Source organism: uncultured Desulfosarcina sp., assembly GCF_963664155.2.
GTDB lineage: Bacteria > Desulfobacterota > Desulfobacteria > Desulfobacterales > Desulfosarcinaceae > Desulfosarcina.
In genome coordinates this window covers 565,115-583,698 of sequence record NZ_CAXXXH010000002.1, presented here as the reverse complement: position 1 = coordinate 583,698, position 18,584 = coordinate 565,115, and the positions used below count along the sequence as shown (strand labels likewise).

13 protein-coding genes are annotated in these 18,584 nt (G+C 60.0%); all 13 read right to left on the bottom strand.

Going from position 1 to position 18,584, the window contains the following annotated elements; genetic code table 11:
- Window positions 1-471: 471 nt before the first annotated feature.
- Window positions 472-1,140, bottom strand: coding sequence for a DUF4145 domain-containing protein (locus ACHZBS_RS26770; protein WP_319409589.1), 669 nt, complete (start codon window positions 1,138-1,140; stop codon window positions 472-474).
- A 673-nt stretch (window positions 1,141-1,813) separates the two neighbouring features.
- Window positions 1,814-2,353 carry a peptidoglycan-associated lipoprotein Pal gene (gene pal / locus ACHZBS_RS26765; protein ID WP_319409588.1) on the bottom strand — a complete coding sequence of 180 codons (540 nt, stop codon included), beginning with the start codon at window positions 2,351-2,353 and terminating at the stop codon, window positions 1,814-1,816.
- A 197-nt stretch (window positions 2,354-2,550) separates the two neighbouring features.
- On the bottom strand, window positions 2,551-3,249 hold the full coding sequence (locus ACHZBS_RS26760; protein ID WP_319409587.1) for a MotA/TolQ/ExbB proton channel family protein: 699 nt from the start codon (window positions 3,247-3,249) through the stop codon (window positions 2,551-2,553).
- 69 nt (window positions 3,250-3,318) lie between these two features.
- A complete protein-coding gene (locus ACHZBS_RS26755) occupies window positions 3,319-4,776 on the bottom strand; it encodes an AgmX/PglI C-terminal domain-containing protein (RefSeq protein ID WP_319409586.1) in 1,458 nt (485 codons plus the stop codon).
- Between the two features lie 40 nt (window positions 4,777-4,816).
- Window positions 4,817-5,311, bottom strand: coding sequence for a biopolymer transporter ExbD (locus ACHZBS_RS26750; RefSeq protein ID WP_319409585.1), 495 nt, complete (start codon window positions 5,309-5,311; stop codon window positions 4,817-4,819).
- The gene (locus tag ACHZBS_RS26745; protein WP_319409584.1) at window positions 5,308-5,841 is read right to left on the bottom strand and encodes a biopolymer transporter ExbD; all 534 of its coding nucleotides are present in this window, start codon (window positions 5,839-5,841) and stop codon (window positions 5,308-5,310) included. Before ACHZBS_RS26745 ends, ACHZBS_RS26750 begins: the two co-directional genes overlap by 4 nt.
- Entirely contained in the window at window positions 5,838-6,494 is a 657-nt protein-coding gene (locus ACHZBS_RS26740; protein WP_319409583.1) for a MotA/TolQ/ExbB proton channel family protein, read from the bottom strand. The genes ACHZBS_RS26745 and ACHZBS_RS26740 overlap by 4 nt, the downstream gene beginning before the upstream one ends.
- Window positions 6,495-6,596: 102 nt before the next feature.
- A complete protein-coding gene (locus ACHZBS_RS26735; protein ID WP_319409582.1) occupies window positions 6,597-6,974 on the bottom strand; it encodes a hypothetical protein in 378 nt (125 codons plus the stop codon).
- Window positions 6,974-7,672: a tetratricopeptide repeat protein gene (locus ACHZBS_RS26730; RefSeq protein WP_319409581.1), complete on the bottom strand. Its 699-nt coding sequence runs from the start codon at window positions 7,670-7,672 to the stop codon at window positions 6,974-6,976. The genes ACHZBS_RS26735 and ACHZBS_RS26730 overlap by 1 nt, the downstream gene beginning before the upstream one ends.
- Before the next feature lie 26 nt (window positions 7,673-7,698).
- Window positions 7,699-10,998, bottom strand: a complete 3,300-nt coding sequence (locus tag ACHZBS_RS26725) for a tetratricopeptide repeat protein (protein WP_319409580.1) — start codon at window positions 10,996-10,998, stop codon at window positions 7,699-7,701.
- On the bottom strand, window positions 10,995-12,893 hold the full coding sequence (locus ACHZBS_RS26720; protein WP_319409579.1) for a hypothetical protein: 1,899 nt from the start codon (window positions 12,891-12,893) through the stop codon (window positions 10,995-10,997). The genes ACHZBS_RS26725 and ACHZBS_RS26720 overlap by 4 nt, the downstream gene beginning before the upstream one ends.
- Before the next feature lie 3 nt (window positions 12,894-12,896).
- Complete coding sequence (locus ACHZBS_RS26715; RefSeq protein WP_319409578.1) at window positions 12,897-13,442, bottom strand: hypothetical protein; 546 nt, start codon at window positions 13,440-13,442, stop codon at window positions 12,897-12,899.
- Between the two features lie 29 nt (window positions 13,443-13,471).
- On the bottom strand, window positions 13,472-18,565 hold the full coding sequence (locus tag ACHZBS_RS26710; protein WP_319409577.1) for an OmpA family protein: 5,094 nt from the start codon (window positions 18,563-18,565) through the stop codon (window positions 13,472-13,474).
- Window positions 18,566-18,584: the final 19 nt, after the last annotated feature.

Here is an 18,584-nt window from a genome sequence, read left to right as displayed (position 1 = left end):
CGTATATTCATGAAGTTTGGGAATTGAGAACACTCTGGAACCTGAAAACTTGGAGCAAAAATGATTGTAAGCGAATGCTTGTAGGGTGTCAATGAACGATGGGTTGAATTGTGAACCATGGTTAGGCGATCAGAATGGTTTTACCGGAATCTTACCACCTGCTGGCTCAGAAGATGAGATTGGCCATCGAGGATGCAGACAAGAAGGCAAAGCAGATTGGAATGGAGAAGGCATACCGGATCTTAGAGGTTAGCTTTTCGGGGCTTAGATGATCGCTACCAGTAGGCTCCAAGACAGCTTCAGCAAGCAAGGCCTTAATAAGTTGGTATGTTGGTGTGGTTACGATGGTTGGGGTACGCAGTCAATTTTCCTTTTGACTCGGTTTGGGAATTAGTTGGGGCTATACGGAACGACCGACTTCAGCTCGCGCCGATAGGCATACGCTGAAAGCCTTTTTTATGAGCTGCTTCCTTATGTCCCTTTCTTTCCTCGTTCCCTATATTGTTGGATACGATGAGGAAGGGTATATAAAAATTCGAGCAAGAAATCGAGAAAACGTACTATGTCTCGAGCATCTTGAGGATCTGTTGGTCCTTGCAGTGGATCCGGATGTGCTGAATCATTGCCCAACTCCCGGACATGATCGGACCAATCTTTCATGATCGGTGGCAATATACCTTTCTCGGCAAGATCATCTATTTCTTGTTTTAGATTTTTTCCCTTAGCCTTACATTCTCTTAGCGCTATTTGTAAAGCGCTTCGTGCCATAACAGCGGCTGCATCATAATTTTCATCACGGATGTTACGCTTTGCTTGTAACCAATATCTCCCGATAGCCTCAGGCCAGTGCTCAGGATATTTTTCGAACTTCAGAGGCCACGGTAGTACTTTGTAGTTATGAATGCCGCCTCCATAGTTGAACTCATTTGCGGACCACAGCACCATTACATACCCAGCACAGTTTCCGCACTCAAGTGTTTCGAAGTTTAATTTTTTATCAGAGGCCGGCTTTTTCTTTTCTGCGTGAAACGCTGTTTTGAAATTGCCCCGTTCCATGCAGAAAGGACAGGTAATCTGATATACGGCAAGTGTTGCGCCGCGTTGCCCGATACCCTCGCCTAATTGCCACCAGCTATCCATATGCAACCTTCTTTTTGCTTATGAAATTGTTTTTCAATAGCCGCCTTATTAAGTCCCTTATTTAAGACAAAAAAATAGCCTATCGCAATCAATTATTGAATTAGATGACACAATCTAAGAAGAGAATAAACGCGATTTCAGACAATTGAGAGTACATCACTGCATAGGTTCATGTCAAAACCTGATATTACCAAACCAAACACCCTGCTATAATCCTACGGCAACGCAGTCCTATTAATAACATGACATCCCCCAACCGCAACAGCAGTGGAGCCAGCTTCACACAAAGATAACTTCCGGGGCTGCTGATGTGATGAAACGAGTGGTGACTTCAGGCTTGCAAATGTGGGTTCAAGGCGATAAGGTATTTACAGCTTTTTTACAGCTTTTTTACAGCTGACTGTGTCACTTGTTAGCACTAACCCGGTGGGTACTCTGGATATTAGCAGTGTGTTTTCAATGAGTTGACTAAGACTTAGCGAGACCCTTGATTACAGCGATTTTACAGCTGACCGGAGTCCCGCCCTCGGCACCAACAATACAAAAGGGGTTATAACCATAAAAGGTTACAACCCCTTCTTTTTGCATACGCGATTTAATGCGATTACGGGTTCAATTTTGGCGATAGCTTGCCGAATCGAAATCCCCTCCCTTTATCAAAACTGCCAGGCGATCAGTCGACCACGAATTCAGCCCGGCGGTTCTGGGTCCAGGCGGTCTCGTTCTGCCCTATGGCAGCGGGCCGTGCTTCGCCATAACTCATCGTTGCCAGCCGATCGGCCTGAACCCCCTGATCCACGAGGTACGTTTTGACCGCTTCAGCGCGCCGCGTACCCAGGCCCATGTTGTAGGCCTTCGTCCCCCGCTCATCGCAGTGCCCCTGAACCGTAACGCTCAGGTTGGGATTGGTGCGCAGGTAATCCGCCATCCGTGCCAATATCGGCGGGGCCTGATCCGACAACGCCGCGCTGTCGAAGCCAAAATAGATCTTCTCGTTCACAACGGCAGCGTCGGTCACTACCGGGGCAGGTACCTCGGCCGGAGGTTCGGCCTGCTCGGCGGTCTGTGCAGGTTCTTCGGAGGCAACCGGAGCTTCCGGTTGGCTAATCGTTTCCGGTTGGGATTGCACCGCTTCTTTGGCACACGAAGTTGTCAAGAAGACCATTGCAACAATCATCATCAGAATAAGGGCCACTACCAGATTTCTTTTCATTTTCCTCTCCTTTTGTTTAGTGCCCATCCATTTTCTGGACGGACCCCAGTTAGCGTTGACAGCTCATTTCATGGTGCCGGGTTATATATCCACGCCAAGCGATTCGGGCCGGGGGATCCAGCCCAAAGTAGCGCATCGGCCACGGGTTGGGCAGCCTCGTACAACGCCAGATACCTTGCGATAAGTACCCTTCCCCGTTACTGCGACGCACGGGTGGCATCGTGCGGGTTGTCGCCGGAATGTGCCTGTTTGGTCTCCAATCTCCGCCGTTGAAACGTAGAGATGCTGTTGAGCGCCTTTACCGATGCCATTTCGAGGCTGTCCACGATTTGACCCGTCGTCGAAGTCAGCTTGGCATGGAACAGCAGCAGCGGGATGGCGGACATCAGACCGAAGGCCGTGGTGTTCATGGCCACCGAGATGCTGGCGGACAGCAGATCGGCTTTCTCGGCAGGGTTGGCATTGGCCACTGCGGTGAAGGCCTCGATCAGCCCCATGATGGTTCCCAGCAGCCCCAGCAGGGTGGCGATATTGGAGAGCAGGGCCACATACGGCGTGCGCGCTTCCAATCGGGGGATGATTTCCATCATGCTCTCTTCCATGGCGATCTCGATGTCTTCGCGACGCCGCACCGCCCCTTGCCGCGCCAGCCCCATACCCAGCATCTGAGCGATCGTGGACTTGTCGTTGCCGACGACGTCCGTCACCTTGTCGAATTGACCTTTGATGAGCATCGGATAGAGCTGATTCCACATTTTGCGGTTCACACTGCGGATGCGGGTCAAGCGGAACCATCGCTCCAGCGCGATGGCCAGGCCGATGACAAACACGAGCAAAATAGGATACATGAACATCCCGCCCTTGTGAAAAAATTCCAACATTGAATAAAATCCCATTGTTTTCCTCCTGAAATCTGGCGATCTATCGTTCCAACAGCTTAGGTTGCATTGATCCTGTTGACGATCCTACCCCGCGGGCAAAAAGTCGATAGGGTACAGGATTGTCATTTTGGGTACATTTTCTTTCGATCCGAAATTGAACCGTTTGATACGGTCCACGATCTTGGCCACCAGTTCCGGCGATGCCAGATCGGTGGATTCCACTGAACACATCGAGACCGCACCGCTGCTTTCGATGCTGATCCGAAGCAGGATCTTGCCCCGCAGGGTCGGATCCTTGCGCAGCTCTTTGTTGTAGATGCGGTACAGGGTCGCCTTGTAACGGTCGAACACGATCTGGATCTCTTCGTCGGTACGTCCCGGACCGGGGCCATCGCTGAGCGGACGATCCTGTTCCTGGAGATCGGCGATGTTGCTGTCCACCCGGGCAAAGCCGGCACCGGTGCCGCTGACGCCTCCGCGGCCGATACCGCTTCCGCCAAGACCGTTTCCCGGACCGCTACCCACATTGCGGCTGACCCGGGCGTTGCGAATACCGCCGCTCGAACCTCCCTTGGCCTGAATGGCCACCAGGGATCGCTGGGCCACGGCCTGACCGGCGACCCGCGGGCTCTCCTTGCTGATGCGGGCCTCGGTGCCGAGTTTGGCGATGGGCGTCTCATCCATCAGGTCGGCAAAAGACTGCTTGAAAGCCAGGACGCCGGAACGTTCCGCACGCTGGCGGGCGGCCTTCTTGCCGCCCCCGGGCTTCTGGCCGTCGCCGGACTTCTGGCTGGCCACCTTCTTGGGTGCCGTATCCGGTTTGGCATCCTTCTTGGGCTTGTCCGGTTTGGTTTTGGTGATATCCTCGGGTTGGGGCGCCTCTTCTTTGGGCTGCGGCTTCGGTTTGGGCGGCGGCACCGGGATGGGCGGCTCGTTCTTGACCAGCTTGGCCAGGCGTTCCGGTATCTCGACGACTTCGACCGAACGATCGGGCACCGGCACCGTGATCCACCGCACCAAAGATCCCAGGATGATACAAACCAGCAGGGCCACCAGAAGGGCACGCCGGAAGCGCCGTTCGCTTTCGGCCTCCTTGGTCCAGGGCATGATCATCTCGCGGAAGGGAACTTCCGATATCTCCCGCTCGATGACGAACTCTTCTTTTCGGCGCTGTGCACGCTCGTGGGCTTCGCTGAGTTCGTCGTGGAGGAAACCCAGCTCCTCCAGGCGCCGGTCGATCCGCTCCTGCAGCGAGGCCTGTTTTTCCAGGACGCCGCTGATCCGTTCCTCAAACCGGGAGATCCGTGCGCGCACGTGTTTCAGGTGACCGTTGGCCACACCGGTTTCGGTGATCCCCTTCCAGAAAAGCTCGCCGGCCTTGAGTTCCTCCAGCTTGTCCAGCGCGGCACAGACCTCCTTCAAGGCCTCCACCCGCTGTCTGGCCGTGGCGTGCTTCTCCAACTCCGCGTCGACAGCGCCCATCTCCGCCCTGAGCGTCTCAAGCTGCGCCTGAGTCTGCTCAATCTGCGCGTTCAGGGGCACGAATTCTTCTGCTAACAAAGATGGTTTCACAGCGTCCCCACTAGCTTTCTCCGTTCTTCTGGGTAACGGCAAGGGAGATCTTGCCGTACCCCGAGCCGGTGCAGGTTGACATGATTTTCTTGAGCGCCCGGAACGGTATCGTTTTATCCGCCAGGATCGTGACTTCCTTGCTTTCCACCGCGGTCTGGGTGCGGATACCGATGATGTTGCGTTCGAGCTGTTTCAGGCGCGCGGTGATCTCATCCACCGTGTCCGCCTGGACATTCAGCAGATCCACCGTTGGGATCACGGCATCGCCCTGGACGACCACGACCTCGGGACTCACCATGATCACCACGGTCTCCCGGGGCTTGGCCTCCACCACGGACTCGGGCAGTTTGATCTGCTTGGGCGCTTCGATGATCTCGCTGCTGCCGGAATGGAAGAGCAGAAAGAACACCAGGATGGTGAATACATCCATCAGGGATGTCAGTGGCAGATTGGGCACCTTCTTCTTGTTGCGCCCCATTCGTCGCATGCGTCGGCTGTTTCTCATGGCGCATCTCCTATGGATATGTCCGGAAAGAGCACGACTCTTTGAACCGGTTCATTGGCATTCTCACTTCCTTGGGCCGCGTCCCCTGACCCTTGGGCGCCCTCTGGCTTCAGTTCGGTGCCGCGCACCGCGTCCATGATGCGGATCAGGTAGTCGTACTCGATGTCCGGCTCCATCAGCACCGTCGCGTCTTCCTTTTCCGGATACCGGGCTTTGAGGCGCAGCAGCATCTTGTTGAGCATCTCCATGTCGTACTCGCCGTCCTTTTTGGGGATGGCCGCCTCCACGGAGTTGCCGTTGGCGATCTCGAAGCCGGCCTGGCGCACGATGACCTCGATGGCGAAGTTGGGGGTGTTCGTCGCCGTGCCGCCGGCGCTCGTGGGAACACTCATCTCCATGATCGTCACCCGCGAGAAAACGGCGCTGATGAGCAGAAACGGGATGAGCACCACCATCAGGTTGAGGAACGTGGTGATGTTCAGCTCCGGCGTTTCCACCATGCGGTTTCTAAATCGGTTTCGTCTGGTCATGATTCATCCGTTTCGAATTGGCGTTTGGCGAAGTTGGAGATGGTGTTCAAGGCTTTGATCGACGCCATCTCCAGGCCGTCGATGATCTGGCCGGTGGTGGATGTCAGCTTGGCGTGCAGCAGGAGCAGCGGAATGGCCGCCATCAGGCCGAAGGCCGTGGTGTTCATGGCCACCGAGATGCTGGCCGACAGCAGGTCGGCCTTTTCGGCCGGGTTGGCGTTGGCCACGGCCGTGAAGGCTTCGATCAACCCCATGATCGTTCCCAACAGTCCCAGCAGTGTGGCGATGTTCGACAGCAGGGCCACGTAGGGCGTGCGCTTTTCCAGCTGGGGAATGATCTCCATCATGCTCTCTTCCATGGCGATCTCGATGTCTTCGCGACGCCGTACCGCACCCTGGCGCGCCAGGCCCATGCTCAGCATCTGCGCCAGGCGGGACTTGTCCTTGTTGGCCATCTGGCGCGCCTGTTCAAACTCCCCTTTGGTCAGCACCGGGTGCAGCTTTTTCCACATGTTGTTGTTGGCGACCCGGATGCGCTTCAACTGGATGTAGCGCTCGATCGCTATGGCCAGGCCAATGGCAAACACGAGCAGAATCGGGTACATGAACGTTCCGCCCTTCTGAAAAAAAGCCACCAGTGAGTAAAATCCCATGATGATCCTCCTAAACCGGACATCTTGCCGTTTACTGATGTTATCTTCAATTCGCGCCGGGCTGTCGCGCCGGTGGGTTGACGTCCGGCGCGACAGGCCCCGTCAGCGGTCTTCCGACGGCCGCTGCTTGGCCGTGCTGACCTTGTAAAAATCCAGCTGCCGCTTGAAAACATCGCGGTCCACCGGCATCTCCCTGTCGTTCAGCATGGCGTTCAGGCTCGTCTCCACGCCGATCTCGGAACTCTTCCAGGGGACGATGTACAGCGATTTGGGAGCTTCGTCGTTGCCCACAATGGACATGCCGGAGAGCTCCTTGGCCGTGGGGTCCACCTTTTTCGAGGAGATCTTCTCCCCGTCTTCGGCCCAAGTCGTGCCGGCCAGCAGCAGCACCAGGCAAACCATCCCAATGCAAAGCCCGCGGCCCATGCAGGTCCGAATCCGTTCCAACCCGAAACCGGAAACCAGAAACCGGAAACCCATCACTGCACCCCCATCCGGTTGCGCAAATCCGCAATCCAGGCGTCGACCTGCTTGTCATCGGGCTTGGCCTCGCTGTACTGCTCGTAGTGCTCCAGGGCACAGGCCAGATCGTTCAGATAGAGATCGCAGAGGATGCCCAGGTTTTTATGCACCGGGTAGTACAGGGGATATCTGGCCAGGGCCTGTTCGTACAGGGTGCGGGCCTCGTCGAAGCGCCCGGCCCTGCGGCAGAGCAGGCCGTACGCGTTGCAGGCCACCGGGTGGCCGGGCGCCAGCTCCAGGGCCTTTTTGAATTGCGCTTCGGCCTTGTCCGCCTGGCCGGTGCGCGCGTAAGCAATGCCAAGATTGATATAGGGTGCCGACACGTTGGGCGATGCTTCCATCACCGTCTCCAAAAAACCGATGGCGCCCTTGTCGTCGCCGGCATTGAGCAGGGCCACGGCGCGGACGAAATCCATTCGCGCGGCCGGACTCATGTCGGGGTACTCTGCGATGACGATGCCTTCTGGCTCCGGCGCACGTGCTTCCGCGGGTATTGCTGCGGCGGTTTGCTCAGCAGGCGGCGGCAATGGTTCGGCCGGCTCCGGCTTTACGTTTCCACCGGTGACGCACCCGGAAAGCGCTGCAAGCATCAGGGCCGGCAGCAGCCATGCGAGGCAGGATCGTCTTGTTTGCCAGGGCCGTGGATTGGTCCGCATCCTTCCTACTCCCGTGTTGATTGTTCTCATTGTTGCGTCGCCTCCGTTGCACCCTCGGGGTCGGCGCACGCGTCAGCGCTGGCGCCGCTCCCATCGTCCGCCGCTGTCGGCTCCGCCGGTCCTGCAGCGGCTTCCGCTTCGGCCGCACCCGGGACATCCGGCGCGGGCGGGACGACGGGGGCCGCCCGGATGACTTGAAAGTTAAAGCGCTCCAGGGAAGTGACGATGCTGCCGGGCGTTTCGGGCTTGGCGTAGCGGGCCGGCATGAACTTCGCCAGTTTCTGCAGGCTCTTGTCGATCCACTCGTTGTATACGCCCTGGCCGATCAGCTTGAGGTTGCTCTCATGCACCCCGATGCCTTTCTCTTCAAAGGGATACGCCTGTTCTTCGAGGGCCAGCTCGTACTGTTCAAGCTCCATCGGGCTCAACCCGCGGGGTATTTTAAGCTTTTTCCCGGCGACGATGGTTCCGGCGCTGTTCAGATTGTTCTCGCGGGCGATCCTGCCGACATCGGCCTCGTAGGTCTTGGCAATTCCGGACAGGGTCTCGCCGGGTTGCACCCGGTGGACATCAAAGCCCAGTACGGGACGCTCCGACGCCATCAGTGCTTTGCTGAAATGGATGTAGATCTCGGCGAGATAATACGTCGCTGCGGCGGTCACTTCGCCCAGCTCGTAGTCCACCAACCGGTTGAACGCCTTGATGCTTTTTTTCATCAGCTCCTGCTTCTTCTTCAGATTGCGCTGAAAGGGTTTGACCAGTCGGACCGCCTCGAATTCAGCGTAATCGACTTCCGCCAGCACCAGGGCTCCTTTACCGGCAAGGTAGCGGGTTCGCGGGGTGCGTTCCTTCCCGGCCGCCGCGTCGATGGCGACGATCTGCTGCAGCTCTTGGTGGTAGGTCTTCACATCGTTCTGGGCCTTGAGGATGGTGGCGATCTTGTTGCGCGTCTCCAACTGCAAATCCACCGGCTGCGGGAAATAGCCCACATAGCGCCGGTAGACCGCCAGGGCGCGCACCTTATCGCCGTCCTTTTCATACAGATCTGCCGCCACCAGCAGGGCGTCGCGACGGACGGCGTCGTCCCGGGTTTCGGTTTCGATGCGCTCGAACTCCCGGGCCGCCAGGGACAGCTTGCCATCCTCTTTATAAACATAGGCAATTTTCTTGGTGACTTCGGGCTGCAGTTCGTGCCCGGGGAACAGGTTGCGGAACCCGACCAGCACGCTGGCGGCCGCTTCCCACGCCTTGAGCTGGATCAGGGCCGCGGCGCCGTCGTACTCGGCCGTGGCGCGGATCCGGGAGGTGGGCGCAACGCGGCCCACCCTCAGGAAATGGTCGGCGGCCGCGCGGTAGTCCTTGCCGGCATTGGCCTGCTCGCCCTGCTTGTAGATCGATGCCGCCAGGTTGTCCATCAACCCCTTACGGCTCTTGTCGCCGGCCGGAAGCAGCTCCAGCACTTTCAGGTAGGCCAGTTCGGCATCCGGGTACTTCTCAATTTCATACGAGGCGTGGCCGACGATCAGCCAGGCCGTACGGGTGACCTCGGTATCGGCCTTGGGGTAGTCGTTGAGCAGCCGTCTGCCTGCGCCCAGGGCCTCTTCAAAGGCCTGCATGGCGTAGAGATCTTCGGCGGCCGCGCCCAGCACGATGTCGGCTTTCTCATGGTTCGGAAAGGTGTCCACAAATTTCATGGAGCTACGGACCACCTCGCGTTTCACCGGGTTCGCTTGGGTCGGGCCGGTGGTCTCGAGATGCTTGCGGTGCGCATAGACCGCCGCATAGCCGGCGGCGGAGGCCTTGGTGTGGGACGGGTAATCGTAAGCGGTCTTCTCGTATTCGACGGCGGCGTCGCCGAAATTCTTGTTTTCCAGCAGCAGATCAGCAAGCTGGTAGTTGATCCCCGGCGATTTTTTGTCTTTGGGAAAAGAGACCATGAACTCACGGTACCAGTGCAAGGCTTCCTTGAAGTTGTCCGCCCTTTTGTCCTTGTGCCGCGGGTGCTGATAGCTGGCGTGGTAGTGGTTGGCCAGGTCGGTCAGGTTCTGCTTGAGGTTGTCCATGACATCCTGGCGTGCATTGGGATCGTGGACTTTCCAATAGTCGGCCTTGACGCCGTAGTTGGTGGCGAATGCCTTCTTGGCGTCCAGCACCAGGCTGGGGAAACCGCCGGCCGCGTGGATTTCGATGACACGCATATGGAAATTGGGCGCCTTCTTGTGGAAGGGGTTGCGGCTGACAAAGGCGTTGTAAGTAGCGCTGGCATCGGCGTAGCGGCGTTTGTCGAAGTAAAACTCGCCGAGGTTGCCGTAGACCTTGTCTTCATAGCTGCGCTGCCCGTAACGGGAGAAGTACTCCGCCACCGCGCCGGCGCCGCCGAGGTTGGAAAAACTCAGGCTGACGACCCGGAAGGTGTCATCCGTGCGTTTGCGCTCGGCTTCGTCCGCGATCTGCTCGAAATCGTAGCCGATGGAGATCTTGTGGTCCAGCAGGGCGATGAAGCGGTGCTGGGCCTCCTCGTAAAGCTCCTGCTTGTAAAACGTCCACCCCAGCTTGTACAGGGTCAGCTCATAGTAGGACGACCCCACGCCGATATCGACAATGGATTTATAGGCGTCCTCGGCGTCCAGGTACTTGCGACGGCTGAAAAAATGCTCGGCCCGCCGGAACTGCACCTCGTCGATGTAGCGGGAATCGGGGTATTCGCGCACCAGCCGCTCCATGACCGCCAGGGCCTCCGGGTTGCGGCCCAGCTCTTCATAGGCCCGGGACATCTGGTAGAGCACCTGGTCGTTGCGGTCGTAAAGCGGGTAGTCGTCGAGCAGTTTCTGGTACAGGGCCAGGGCTTCGCGCGGGCCGGCGCGATCCAGTTCGTCGGTGCCGGGCGGAAGATCCAGCGCCTCGGCCGGCGCGGCCGGCAGCGGCCGGCTTTGGGTGGCCCGGCGTTCGAAGGCGTCGTCCGCTTCGCCAGCCGCCGGCGGTTCGGCGGCCGGTCCGGCCGGGGCCGCCGTGGCCCGTGCGGCCGTTTCCGGCGCCGCCAGTTTGTCCGCCACGGGTTGGGCCCCTCCGGTGATGGTGCCGTACTCTTGCTCGATCTTGAGATCGGCCAGGCGCCGGATGGCCTCGGGCGCCAGCTTGGTGTCGGGCGTCTCCTGGAGAAACCGCTGGTAGCTCTGCATGGCCTTCTCGAGACCGCCTTCGACCTTCACGTCCTCGATCTCGATCGTTTGATTGCGCAGCCGGCCGATGGTCCCCCGGTCGCTGACCGGTTGGCAGGCCATCAGCATGGCGGCGGCTGCCACGATATGGAATCGGATCCACTTCATTGTTCCGGTGTCTCCTGGGTCTGGGATCGGGCGGCGCGGTCGTAGCTGTCCGCCAGGGCGAAACGCGCCTTGATCTGAAATTCGGCCAGGTGGTCACGCCGCCGGGTCAGTTCGCTGACGGCCATCACTTCCAGGAGGTGGCCCTGGCGCGCCATCAACACATCGACCTTTTGGCCGCCCTCGCGGATCAGGTGCCGCAGGCGCCGGATCGATTCGTCATACCCTGCGTAGCTCTGGGTGGCGGCCTGGCGGGTGCGCACGAAAGCGGCGTACTGCTGCTTCAACCGGTCCACTTCACGGTTCAGATCCCTGAGGTGCTTGTGCGCTTCGGTGAAGCGCTGGTCGTACTGGGTGCGGATGTCCCATGTCAGCAGGCCGCGCAGGCGTTTGATGCGCGCACCGGCTTCGGCCACGGCGTTTGCGGGGCCGTCGGGCAGGCGGCGTTCCAGGCGGTTGAGGCGTTCGAAGACGATCCGCTCCCGGGAAGTGGCCAGATAATCGGGCCGCGGTGCGGTCAGCATGGCGTTGAGGCGCTCGTCGATGCGGTCGCGCTGCTCCAGGCGAAACTTCATTTTGGAGTCGAGTTCCCGGAACTGCGCGTCGAGGCCGGGCAGCAGGGGTTGGTAATAAACCCGCCGCCGGAGGATGATCTCTTCGAAGGCGTCCAGATCCCCTTCCCACCTTTCCAGCCGTTTGCGCAACCCTTCCAGGTCGAGGTAATTCTTCAGGCCTTCCTGAAAATCGTGAGACGCCATGAGGGTCAGCAGATAATAGGTTTCCGGGGTTTGGGGCAGCTGACGCAGCTTGACTACCCAGTTGGCGTCCTGTTTGAGCTCTTCGCGCACCAGGGCTTTGAGGAAGTGGCCCTCGCGGATGCTTTTGACGGAGGCCTCCAGCTTGTCCGCTTCCGCATTGAATTTCTCCAGGGCGCTGCCGTACAACATGGCCGCCTTGGCGTACACGTTCAGCTTGCCGTAGGCATAGGGCACCGCCAGCATGGCCTCCTGCACGGCGGCGTCGGTCGCCTCGCGCTGAACCAGCAGGCTCCAAGGCACCAGCGCCCGCTCGAAGCGCCCTTCGGTGGCGTCGGCCCACCCGGAGCTCAACAGCGCCTGGTTGGAAAACGGCCCGTTCAGGCGCACCCGGTCCAGGATCTCTTTGGCCATCGGGTATTTCTCGGCGGTCATCAGTTTGGTGCCCAGCACCAGATTGGCCTTGTCCTTGATCGCCAGGGTGAGTTCGTCGCCGCTGTCGATCTGTCCGGTACGGTCCAGGTAGGTGAGCCCTTCGACAGCCCGGCCGTCACGCATCAGCGCAATGCCGAGGTTGTATGACGTGAAGCCTTCAAGGCTTTTGACACCCTGGAGCTTTTTGAGCAGCTCGACGGCGTCGCCGTTGCGCCCGTTGGACAAAAGAATCTGAGAGTGCAGGAAGGCCGCATCGTCCCGCAATCCCGAGGGCAGCTGGCCCTTGATCCGCTCGATGGCAAACAGGGCGTTGCGGGGCTGGTCCTTCTGGAAATAGATGCGGGCCAGTCGATAGATCGCTTCGTTGCGGGTCTCTGCTGCCACATTGCCTTCGATCACGGCGGTGATGGCGCGCCCGGCGCGCTGATGCATGCGGTAGGCCAGCTCGAAATCGCCCACCGCGAATTCGGCGTGATTGATGTGGTAATAGAGGGTGTCAAGCTCGGGCTCGTCCAGTCTGTGAAACAGGGTCAGCTCGGTGTCCAGCCGGGCGATGGCGTCGAACCACTCATCCTGGAAGGCGCTGTACAGGGCTTCGCCGAAAAAGAGGTCCTTGAGCTCCTCGGGAGCCGTGGTGGCGATCTCGGCGGCCGCCGCCGATGAAACGGCGATGCAGATGATGATGATGATTGCGACAAGCCTGGACATGGTTTAGCGATCCTTGAAATTGATGCCTTGGTCGGTCAGAGACAGTTCGACGATTTTAGGGCCCACATCCTTGTTGACCGTAAATCGTCCGGATTTCGTAAAGGAGCTGCCTTTGTGAATCTTGCCGGCCATCGTGACCTGCAGGTCATGGGCGCCGGTCCGGATGTTGCCGGTGTAAATACGCTGCACGCCGCCCTTGCGCAGGGCTTCGAGCTCCTTGAAGGTGTATATGTGATAGGCCACCGGTTGGCCGCCCAGCTGAATCTCCATGGAGTCGAGGCGGAAATCTTCATCTGCGGCCATGGAGACGAACACCGCCAACTGGGTGTTGGACGGGTAGAGCAGTTTCTCCTCCAGCTGGTTCAGCTCCGCCGCAATGGCCAGGACATCCGACTTGATCTCCTGGACCTGTTCGTCCAGGCCCTTGAACTCCTCCCTGGAGACCTCCTGCCCGTGGGCCGACGTCGTCAGGACCAGCACAAACATCACCGGGATGATTTGTTTCAACCGACCGAACATGGTTGTTGCCCCCTTCCGTTGGTTTTGCATTTATTTCCACCGCAGCCTTTGCGACCGCGCTAATACTTTCCGATCAAATTGACGAAAAAGCCCTGATGCGTGTAGCTCATCTGGGTCAGGTCGTCTGAAAAATCACTGAAATTGTACCCCACCCCCAGCTTGATGTACTTGCCCAGATGGCGGTACAGGCCCACCAGAAAGCCGCTGCGGCGGTCCTGGGCATCCGGCAGATCGAGCTGGCGGGCCTCGATCAGTGCATCCCAGCGTTCCAGGATATGGTAATCGGCCCGCAGTACGTACAGGCGGGCATTGCTGTCGAAATACTCCGGGTTTTCCCGATCCTGGGCCACCTGGCTGAGGCGGTAGGCAAACTTGCCGCCCACGGTCAGGCGCCGGGTCAGGTCGTACATCATGTCCATTGAGAAGATGTGGCTGCGCTGGATCACCTCCGAAGCGGTGCCCGACGCCTGGTCGGCGGCGGGCAGGTTGTAGAAATAGGTGTATTTGAGCAGCGCGTTGAGCCGGTCGTGGTTCACGGGCCGGTAGGCGCAGCCGACCACCGCTTCGGTGTAGTCGCCGCTGTAGGATTCGCCCAGCGAGCTTTCACTTTCCGAGTAATTGAATTTGCCCAGCACTCTCCAGTCCGGCGACACCTGGTATTTGAGACTGTTTTTAAACAGCCAGGTGGTGCGTTCGGAAACGCTCTCGTCCGGCTGTTCGCTGTTGTCCACCCGATATTCCAACCCGCTGGAAATCTTGAAGTCGTCCAATCCGTAGCCGATGTTCACGCCCAGCGCCCTGCGCTCGATTTCGGCGGCCGTCTCCGGGTCTTGCAAGGTGCCAAAATCGAGATTGGCCCCGAAGTTGAGATGATCGACCGGCGCGAGCTCCACGCCGGTAGAATGGGTCAGACCGGTGGGAACATCGCCGTGGGCGTATTGCTCTTCGAGATAGACGCTGGCGCTGTCCGAATAGTGGGTCTTGAATCCGGAGGTCATGTTGCCCCTGCGGGCGCGCACGCCATCGTCGGAACGTTCGTTTTCCAGTGTGTAGTTCGTGTACATGGTGGTGCGATCGGAGTAGAGGTACTCCGTTCCGAGCAGGCCGGCCATGCCGAGGTCGCCGCCCGACGCTTCGCCCACCACCTTGAAACGGTCGGTCAGGCGCCAGCTGCCGCCGGCCCCGACCCGACTGTTCTCTGCGCGATTGCCGCTGGTCTGGACCGTCTCCTGGACAAAGCTGTAGGCGGTCCATTTGGCGCGGGAATCGTAGGAGAGCCGGACATTGGCATCGGTGCGGTCGCCCTCCTCCTGGGTGGCGGGCACCACCGGGGAGTTGTCCTGGCGGCTGTCCTGGCGGACCCCGGAACTCACCGACCAACGCTCGCCCAGGGCGTAGTCCACATCCAGTTCCATGGCCTCGGTTTCTAAGCCGGCGGTCTTGACCTGTTTGTCCATTTTAAAGCGGGTTTGCAGTCGGTCGGTGACGGGGATTTCGGCGGTGCCGCCATATTTGGTGGTATCGGTGTCGGTCGTCTGGCCGGGGGCCGAATAGCCGGCTTCGAGTTCCTGGTGGTAGAGGGTCGTCCGGCCGCGAACCCCTTCGAAGAAGTCCTGGAAATTGATGCTGGCGTCCACCCGCAGGGCCGCTGCATCGACCTCGGTGTCATCGAAAATATCGCCAGTTCCAAAATTGTAGCCCCCGTCCAGGGAGGTGTTCGAGGCCACACCCGGCCCTGTGGTGGCGCCGCTTTCGAGTTTGAGCCAGGTCGACGCCGATTTGCGGAAGGTCAGATCAGCGCCGGAAACACTGTTTTCGATCCCGGCCTGCTCCTCCTGGCTGGCGGTCACCCCCATCTTGATGTGGTCGTTGAACCAGTAATGCACCCGGCCGCCGGTGGCCACGGTGTCGGGCTCGTCGAATCCGGGGGTGTATTCGTAGCGCACCACGAGGTACACCGGATGGCCGGCGGTGGCGCCGGAATCCACGAGGTATCCGTCATCCGCGGTCGTGGGCAACGGCTGGGTCAGCAGGACGCGTCCCTGCAGGTAATCGATGTCATAGTCCAGCAGCGCCGTTAGGTTTTTCACTTCCAGCACCATGCCCGAATCCTTGTCGCGAACCTCGATGCGCATCCGCTCCGAACCCTCCAGAATATCCTGGCGGTGCATGAAATAGAGGGATCCGCCCGTACCGCGGAATTCGTCGCGACCCGCCACGGTTCCCGGATCGGCGGCAAAGCCGTCCAGTGAAAGCCGCGGTTCGCCGAAGCTGGTGGTCTCAAGGGGCTGATAGTGCAGGTTGGCGCCATACAAGCCGCGGTCCACGTGGGCCAGGGAGTTGTCGGTATACCCCACCTTGAAATTACCCCAGAGGCCGTAGGTCTCATCCTTTTTGGCCTTGACGTAGAATTTGCCCGAGGTCGGCGCCTCTTCGGCAACCGTACTGTCGTCGCCGAAAGTAGGGTAGTGGTAGTCCGGATCCATCCGGCGGAACAGGGCATCCGGGGATTTGTCCATAAAGTTGGAGAAGATTTCGTCCAGCGGTCCTTCGCGCGTATCGGCACTGGCGGTCAGGGTCCAGCCGTTCTTGAACTTGCCGTTGGTATAGAACGCCAACCGGCCGTGCAGGCTCATGTCTTCGCTGTACTGCGGCCGGTCCGGAGCCAGCAGGTCCGCCGGCCCGTTGGTCCGGTTGGCGGCGGCGGTGATGTCGGCGATGCCCACGGTGAACCAGTCCGATTTTTTCAGGGCCAGATCCCGTAGGAAGAGCTCGCCGTTGCCGCGTTCATCGAGGACCGCCACTTCCACGGTGTGAATGCCCTCGGGCAGGATCTCTTCGGCGATGAAACGGCCCTGGCTGTCCACGGGAACGGCAAAGCCCGCCATCCAGACCTTGTGGCCCTGGGGAATGGCCATGCCGTATGCCTGAACCGTGCCGCCGCGCAGAGGGATATTCCGATAGGCCAGGCGGCTTTCCCCGTAGCCCGCCAGCAGCTCGGTGCGCCAGTCCCCCTCCCCGTCCGGTGATTCAATCCGGTCCACCACCCACAGGGGCTGGGGCAGGGTTTCGTCGAATCGGCCGTTTCGGTCAACCACCCGCACCAGGTATTGCAGCTGGCGCCCCGGCGCCGCGTAGGTCTCGAATTCGGCCTGCCAATGGGCCATGCCGTCGGCATCCAGGGGAACCACGGCCAGGGGCGCGTCGCGGACCGATTGATCTTCGGCAAAGATCCGGACTTCGGCGCGCTGGATAAAGGAGCGGTAGTTGCAGTACATGCGAAAGTGCACCCGGTTTTCCGGGGCCGGGGTCTCGGCCAGATCCTGGTAGCGGATGGTGTTCGGCCAGGCGGTGATGTTGAGCCGCGGTTCCATTGTCAGGCTGTCGTGTTTGAACTGGATGCGGGCCTGCTCCAGGGCCACGTCCGTACAGCGCTGGATATCCGAGCTGCACTTGCCCGGATCGTCGATGGGCTGGCCGTCCACGGTGATGCGCATATGGTTGAGGGCGAACGGATCGGCCGGCGTCACTTCGCGGGTCAGCGGGGTCACCTCGACCCCGTCATAAGCGTCCATCACGATCAGCTCATCGTAGACCACCTGCACCTGCACCCGGGAGGTATCGGATTCGATGAAGCCGGCATTGACCACGTCGTCGGCCTGCACGTAGCCGCGTCCGTCGACCTCCACCTGCTCGTCGCGCAATCCCATCTGCGCCTTGACGGCTTCCATGGCGCGCCGCGCGCGGGCCATGGAAAGACCGACGTCATCGCCGTAGACCATGGCCGTACGGCGGTCCAGGCGCCGGTTGCCGGTGAAGCCGACAAAACGCAGGCGAACGTTGGCCTTGTCGCTGATCTCGTCCATCACCCGCCCCAGGGTGTCGGTGTACCCCGGCGGGATGACCGGCTGGCCTTTCTCGAACAGGATCGGTGCAATACCGCCCGATGAAGCGTCGTAGACACGCGCAACGGTGTCGGCGCCGGCGGCTTCCGGGCAAAGCTGGGGCTCATCGGGCAGATCCTTGAGCGGATCGTCGTACCAGAACTCCACCTCCACACGCCGATTCAGCGCTCGCCCCTGTTGGGTATCATTGGCGGCCACCGGCCGGATGACGCCCATACCGTCGCTTTCGACGGCGGTGTTGGGCAGGTGCAATCCTTCCTGGACAGCCAGGGAGATCCGCCGGGCCACGGCCTTGGAGAGCCCGCGGTGATCACCGTAAATCCGTTTGTCCCGCTCCATCAGCGGAAGATTGTCGGTGTAGGCGATGAATTTGGCCACCAGGTTTTGCTTGTTGTGCAAGTTGGCCATGGCGTCCTGGATCTGGCGCAGGAACTCGCCCGGCACCTCGGCCATGCCTTCGTCATAGTGCAGCGGGGTGACCATGTTTTTGACTCGCGCCCGGTGGGCGTGGCCGTCCTTGTAGCGCAGCTTGCAGACCGTTTCGGTGCGGCAGACCTTGATGCGGTGAACCTCGCGGGGAACATAGACCTCCTCTGCCACCGGCCGCTCGCTGATTTCGTCGTACCAGACCTGCACTTCGACCCGGCGGTTGTGCTGCCGGCCGGCATCGGTCAGATTGTCCGCCACTGGCTGGGTGTCGCCCATGCCTTCGTACGAAATGGCCTCGGGAGGCAGTCCGAGGGCCCGCTGGCAGTATTCGGCCGTGGTGGCCGCCCGTGCCTGGGAGAGCCCGACATTGTCGCCGTATCGGCGCACCAGCTCGTCGGTCAAAGGCAGTGTATCGGTATGGCCGATGAAGTGCAGGCGTACGTTGGTGCGGTCCCGCATGCGCTCCAGCACGCCGCGCAACAGGTCGATAGTGTCTGCGGGGATTTCCGCCTCGCCCAGCCGGAAATGGATCGGCGGCACGAGGTTGTATAGCTTGACGGTGCTCGCATCCCGGGCGACCCCCTCGCGCATCTCGGTACGGTCGCCCTCCGCTTCCCTGAAGACGGCGGGATCGTGAATCCAGGACGTGACGGCTTCGTCGGCCGGCAGGTGGGCCTCCGCCCCCTCTCCGCTGGAGCTGGCGGCGCGGGTTGCGGGTGAAGACGCCCCGGCCCCGACGGCGGCAACGCAACACAGGCATAAAGCTGCGACAACGCGTGTTAACAGCGCTCGCATGGACAGGGTTGGGACTGAGGGCATTCGTTCCATCATGGGTTTA

What these genes read in the sequence shown, in the direction of transcription:
- ACHZBS_RS26770 (WP_319409589.1), bottom strand. Translation starts at nt 1,140, where the DNA reads ATGGATAGCTGGTGGCAATTAGGCGAGGGTATCGGGCAACGCGGCGCA.
- pal (WP_319409588.1), bottom strand. Translation starts at nt 2,353, where the DNA reads ATGAAAAGAAATCTGGTAGTGGCCCTTATTCTGATGATGATTGTTGCA.
- ACHZBS_RS26760 (WP_319409587.1), bottom strand. Translation starts at nt 3,249, where the DNA reads ATGGGATTTTATTCAATGTTGGAATTTTTTCACAAGGGCGGGATGTTC.
- ACHZBS_RS26750 (WP_319409585.1), bottom strand. Translation starts at nt 5,311, where the DNA reads ATGAGAAACAGCCGACGCATGCGACGAATGGGGCGCAACAAGAAGAAG.
- ACHZBS_RS26745 (WP_319409584.1), bottom strand. Translation starts at nt 5,841, where the DNA reads ATGACCAGACGAAACCGATTTAGAAACCGCATGGTGGAAACGCCGGAG.
- ACHZBS_RS26740 (WP_319409583.1), bottom strand. Translation starts at nt 6,494, where the DNA reads ATGGGATTTTACTCACTGGTGGCTTTTTTTCAGAAGGGCGGAACGTTC.
- ACHZBS_RS26735 (WP_319409582.1), bottom strand. Translation starts at nt 6,974, where the DNA reads ATGGGTTTCCGGTTTCTGGTTTCCGGTTTCGGGTTGGAACGGATTCGG.
- ACHZBS_RS26730 (WP_319409581.1), bottom strand. Translation starts at nt 7,672, where the DNA reads ATGCGGACCAATCCACGGCCCTGGCAAACAAGACGATCCTGCCTCGCA.
- ACHZBS_RS26725 (WP_319409580.1), bottom strand. Translation starts at nt 10,998, where the DNA reads ATGAAGTGGATCCGATTCCATATCGTGGCAGCCGCCGCCATGCTGATG.
- ACHZBS_RS26720 (WP_319409579.1), bottom strand. Translation starts at nt 12,893, where the DNA reads ATGTCCAGGCTTGTCGCAATCATCATCATCATCTGCATCGCCGTTTCA.
- ACHZBS_RS26715 (WP_319409578.1), bottom strand. Translation starts at nt 13,442, where the DNA reads ATGCAAAACCAACGGAAGGGGGCAACAACCATGTTCGGTCGGTTGAAA.
- ACHZBS_RS26710 (WP_319409577.1), bottom strand. Translation starts at nt 18,565, where the DNA reads ATGCCCTCAGTCCCAACCCTGTCCATGCGAGCGCTGTTAACACGCGTT.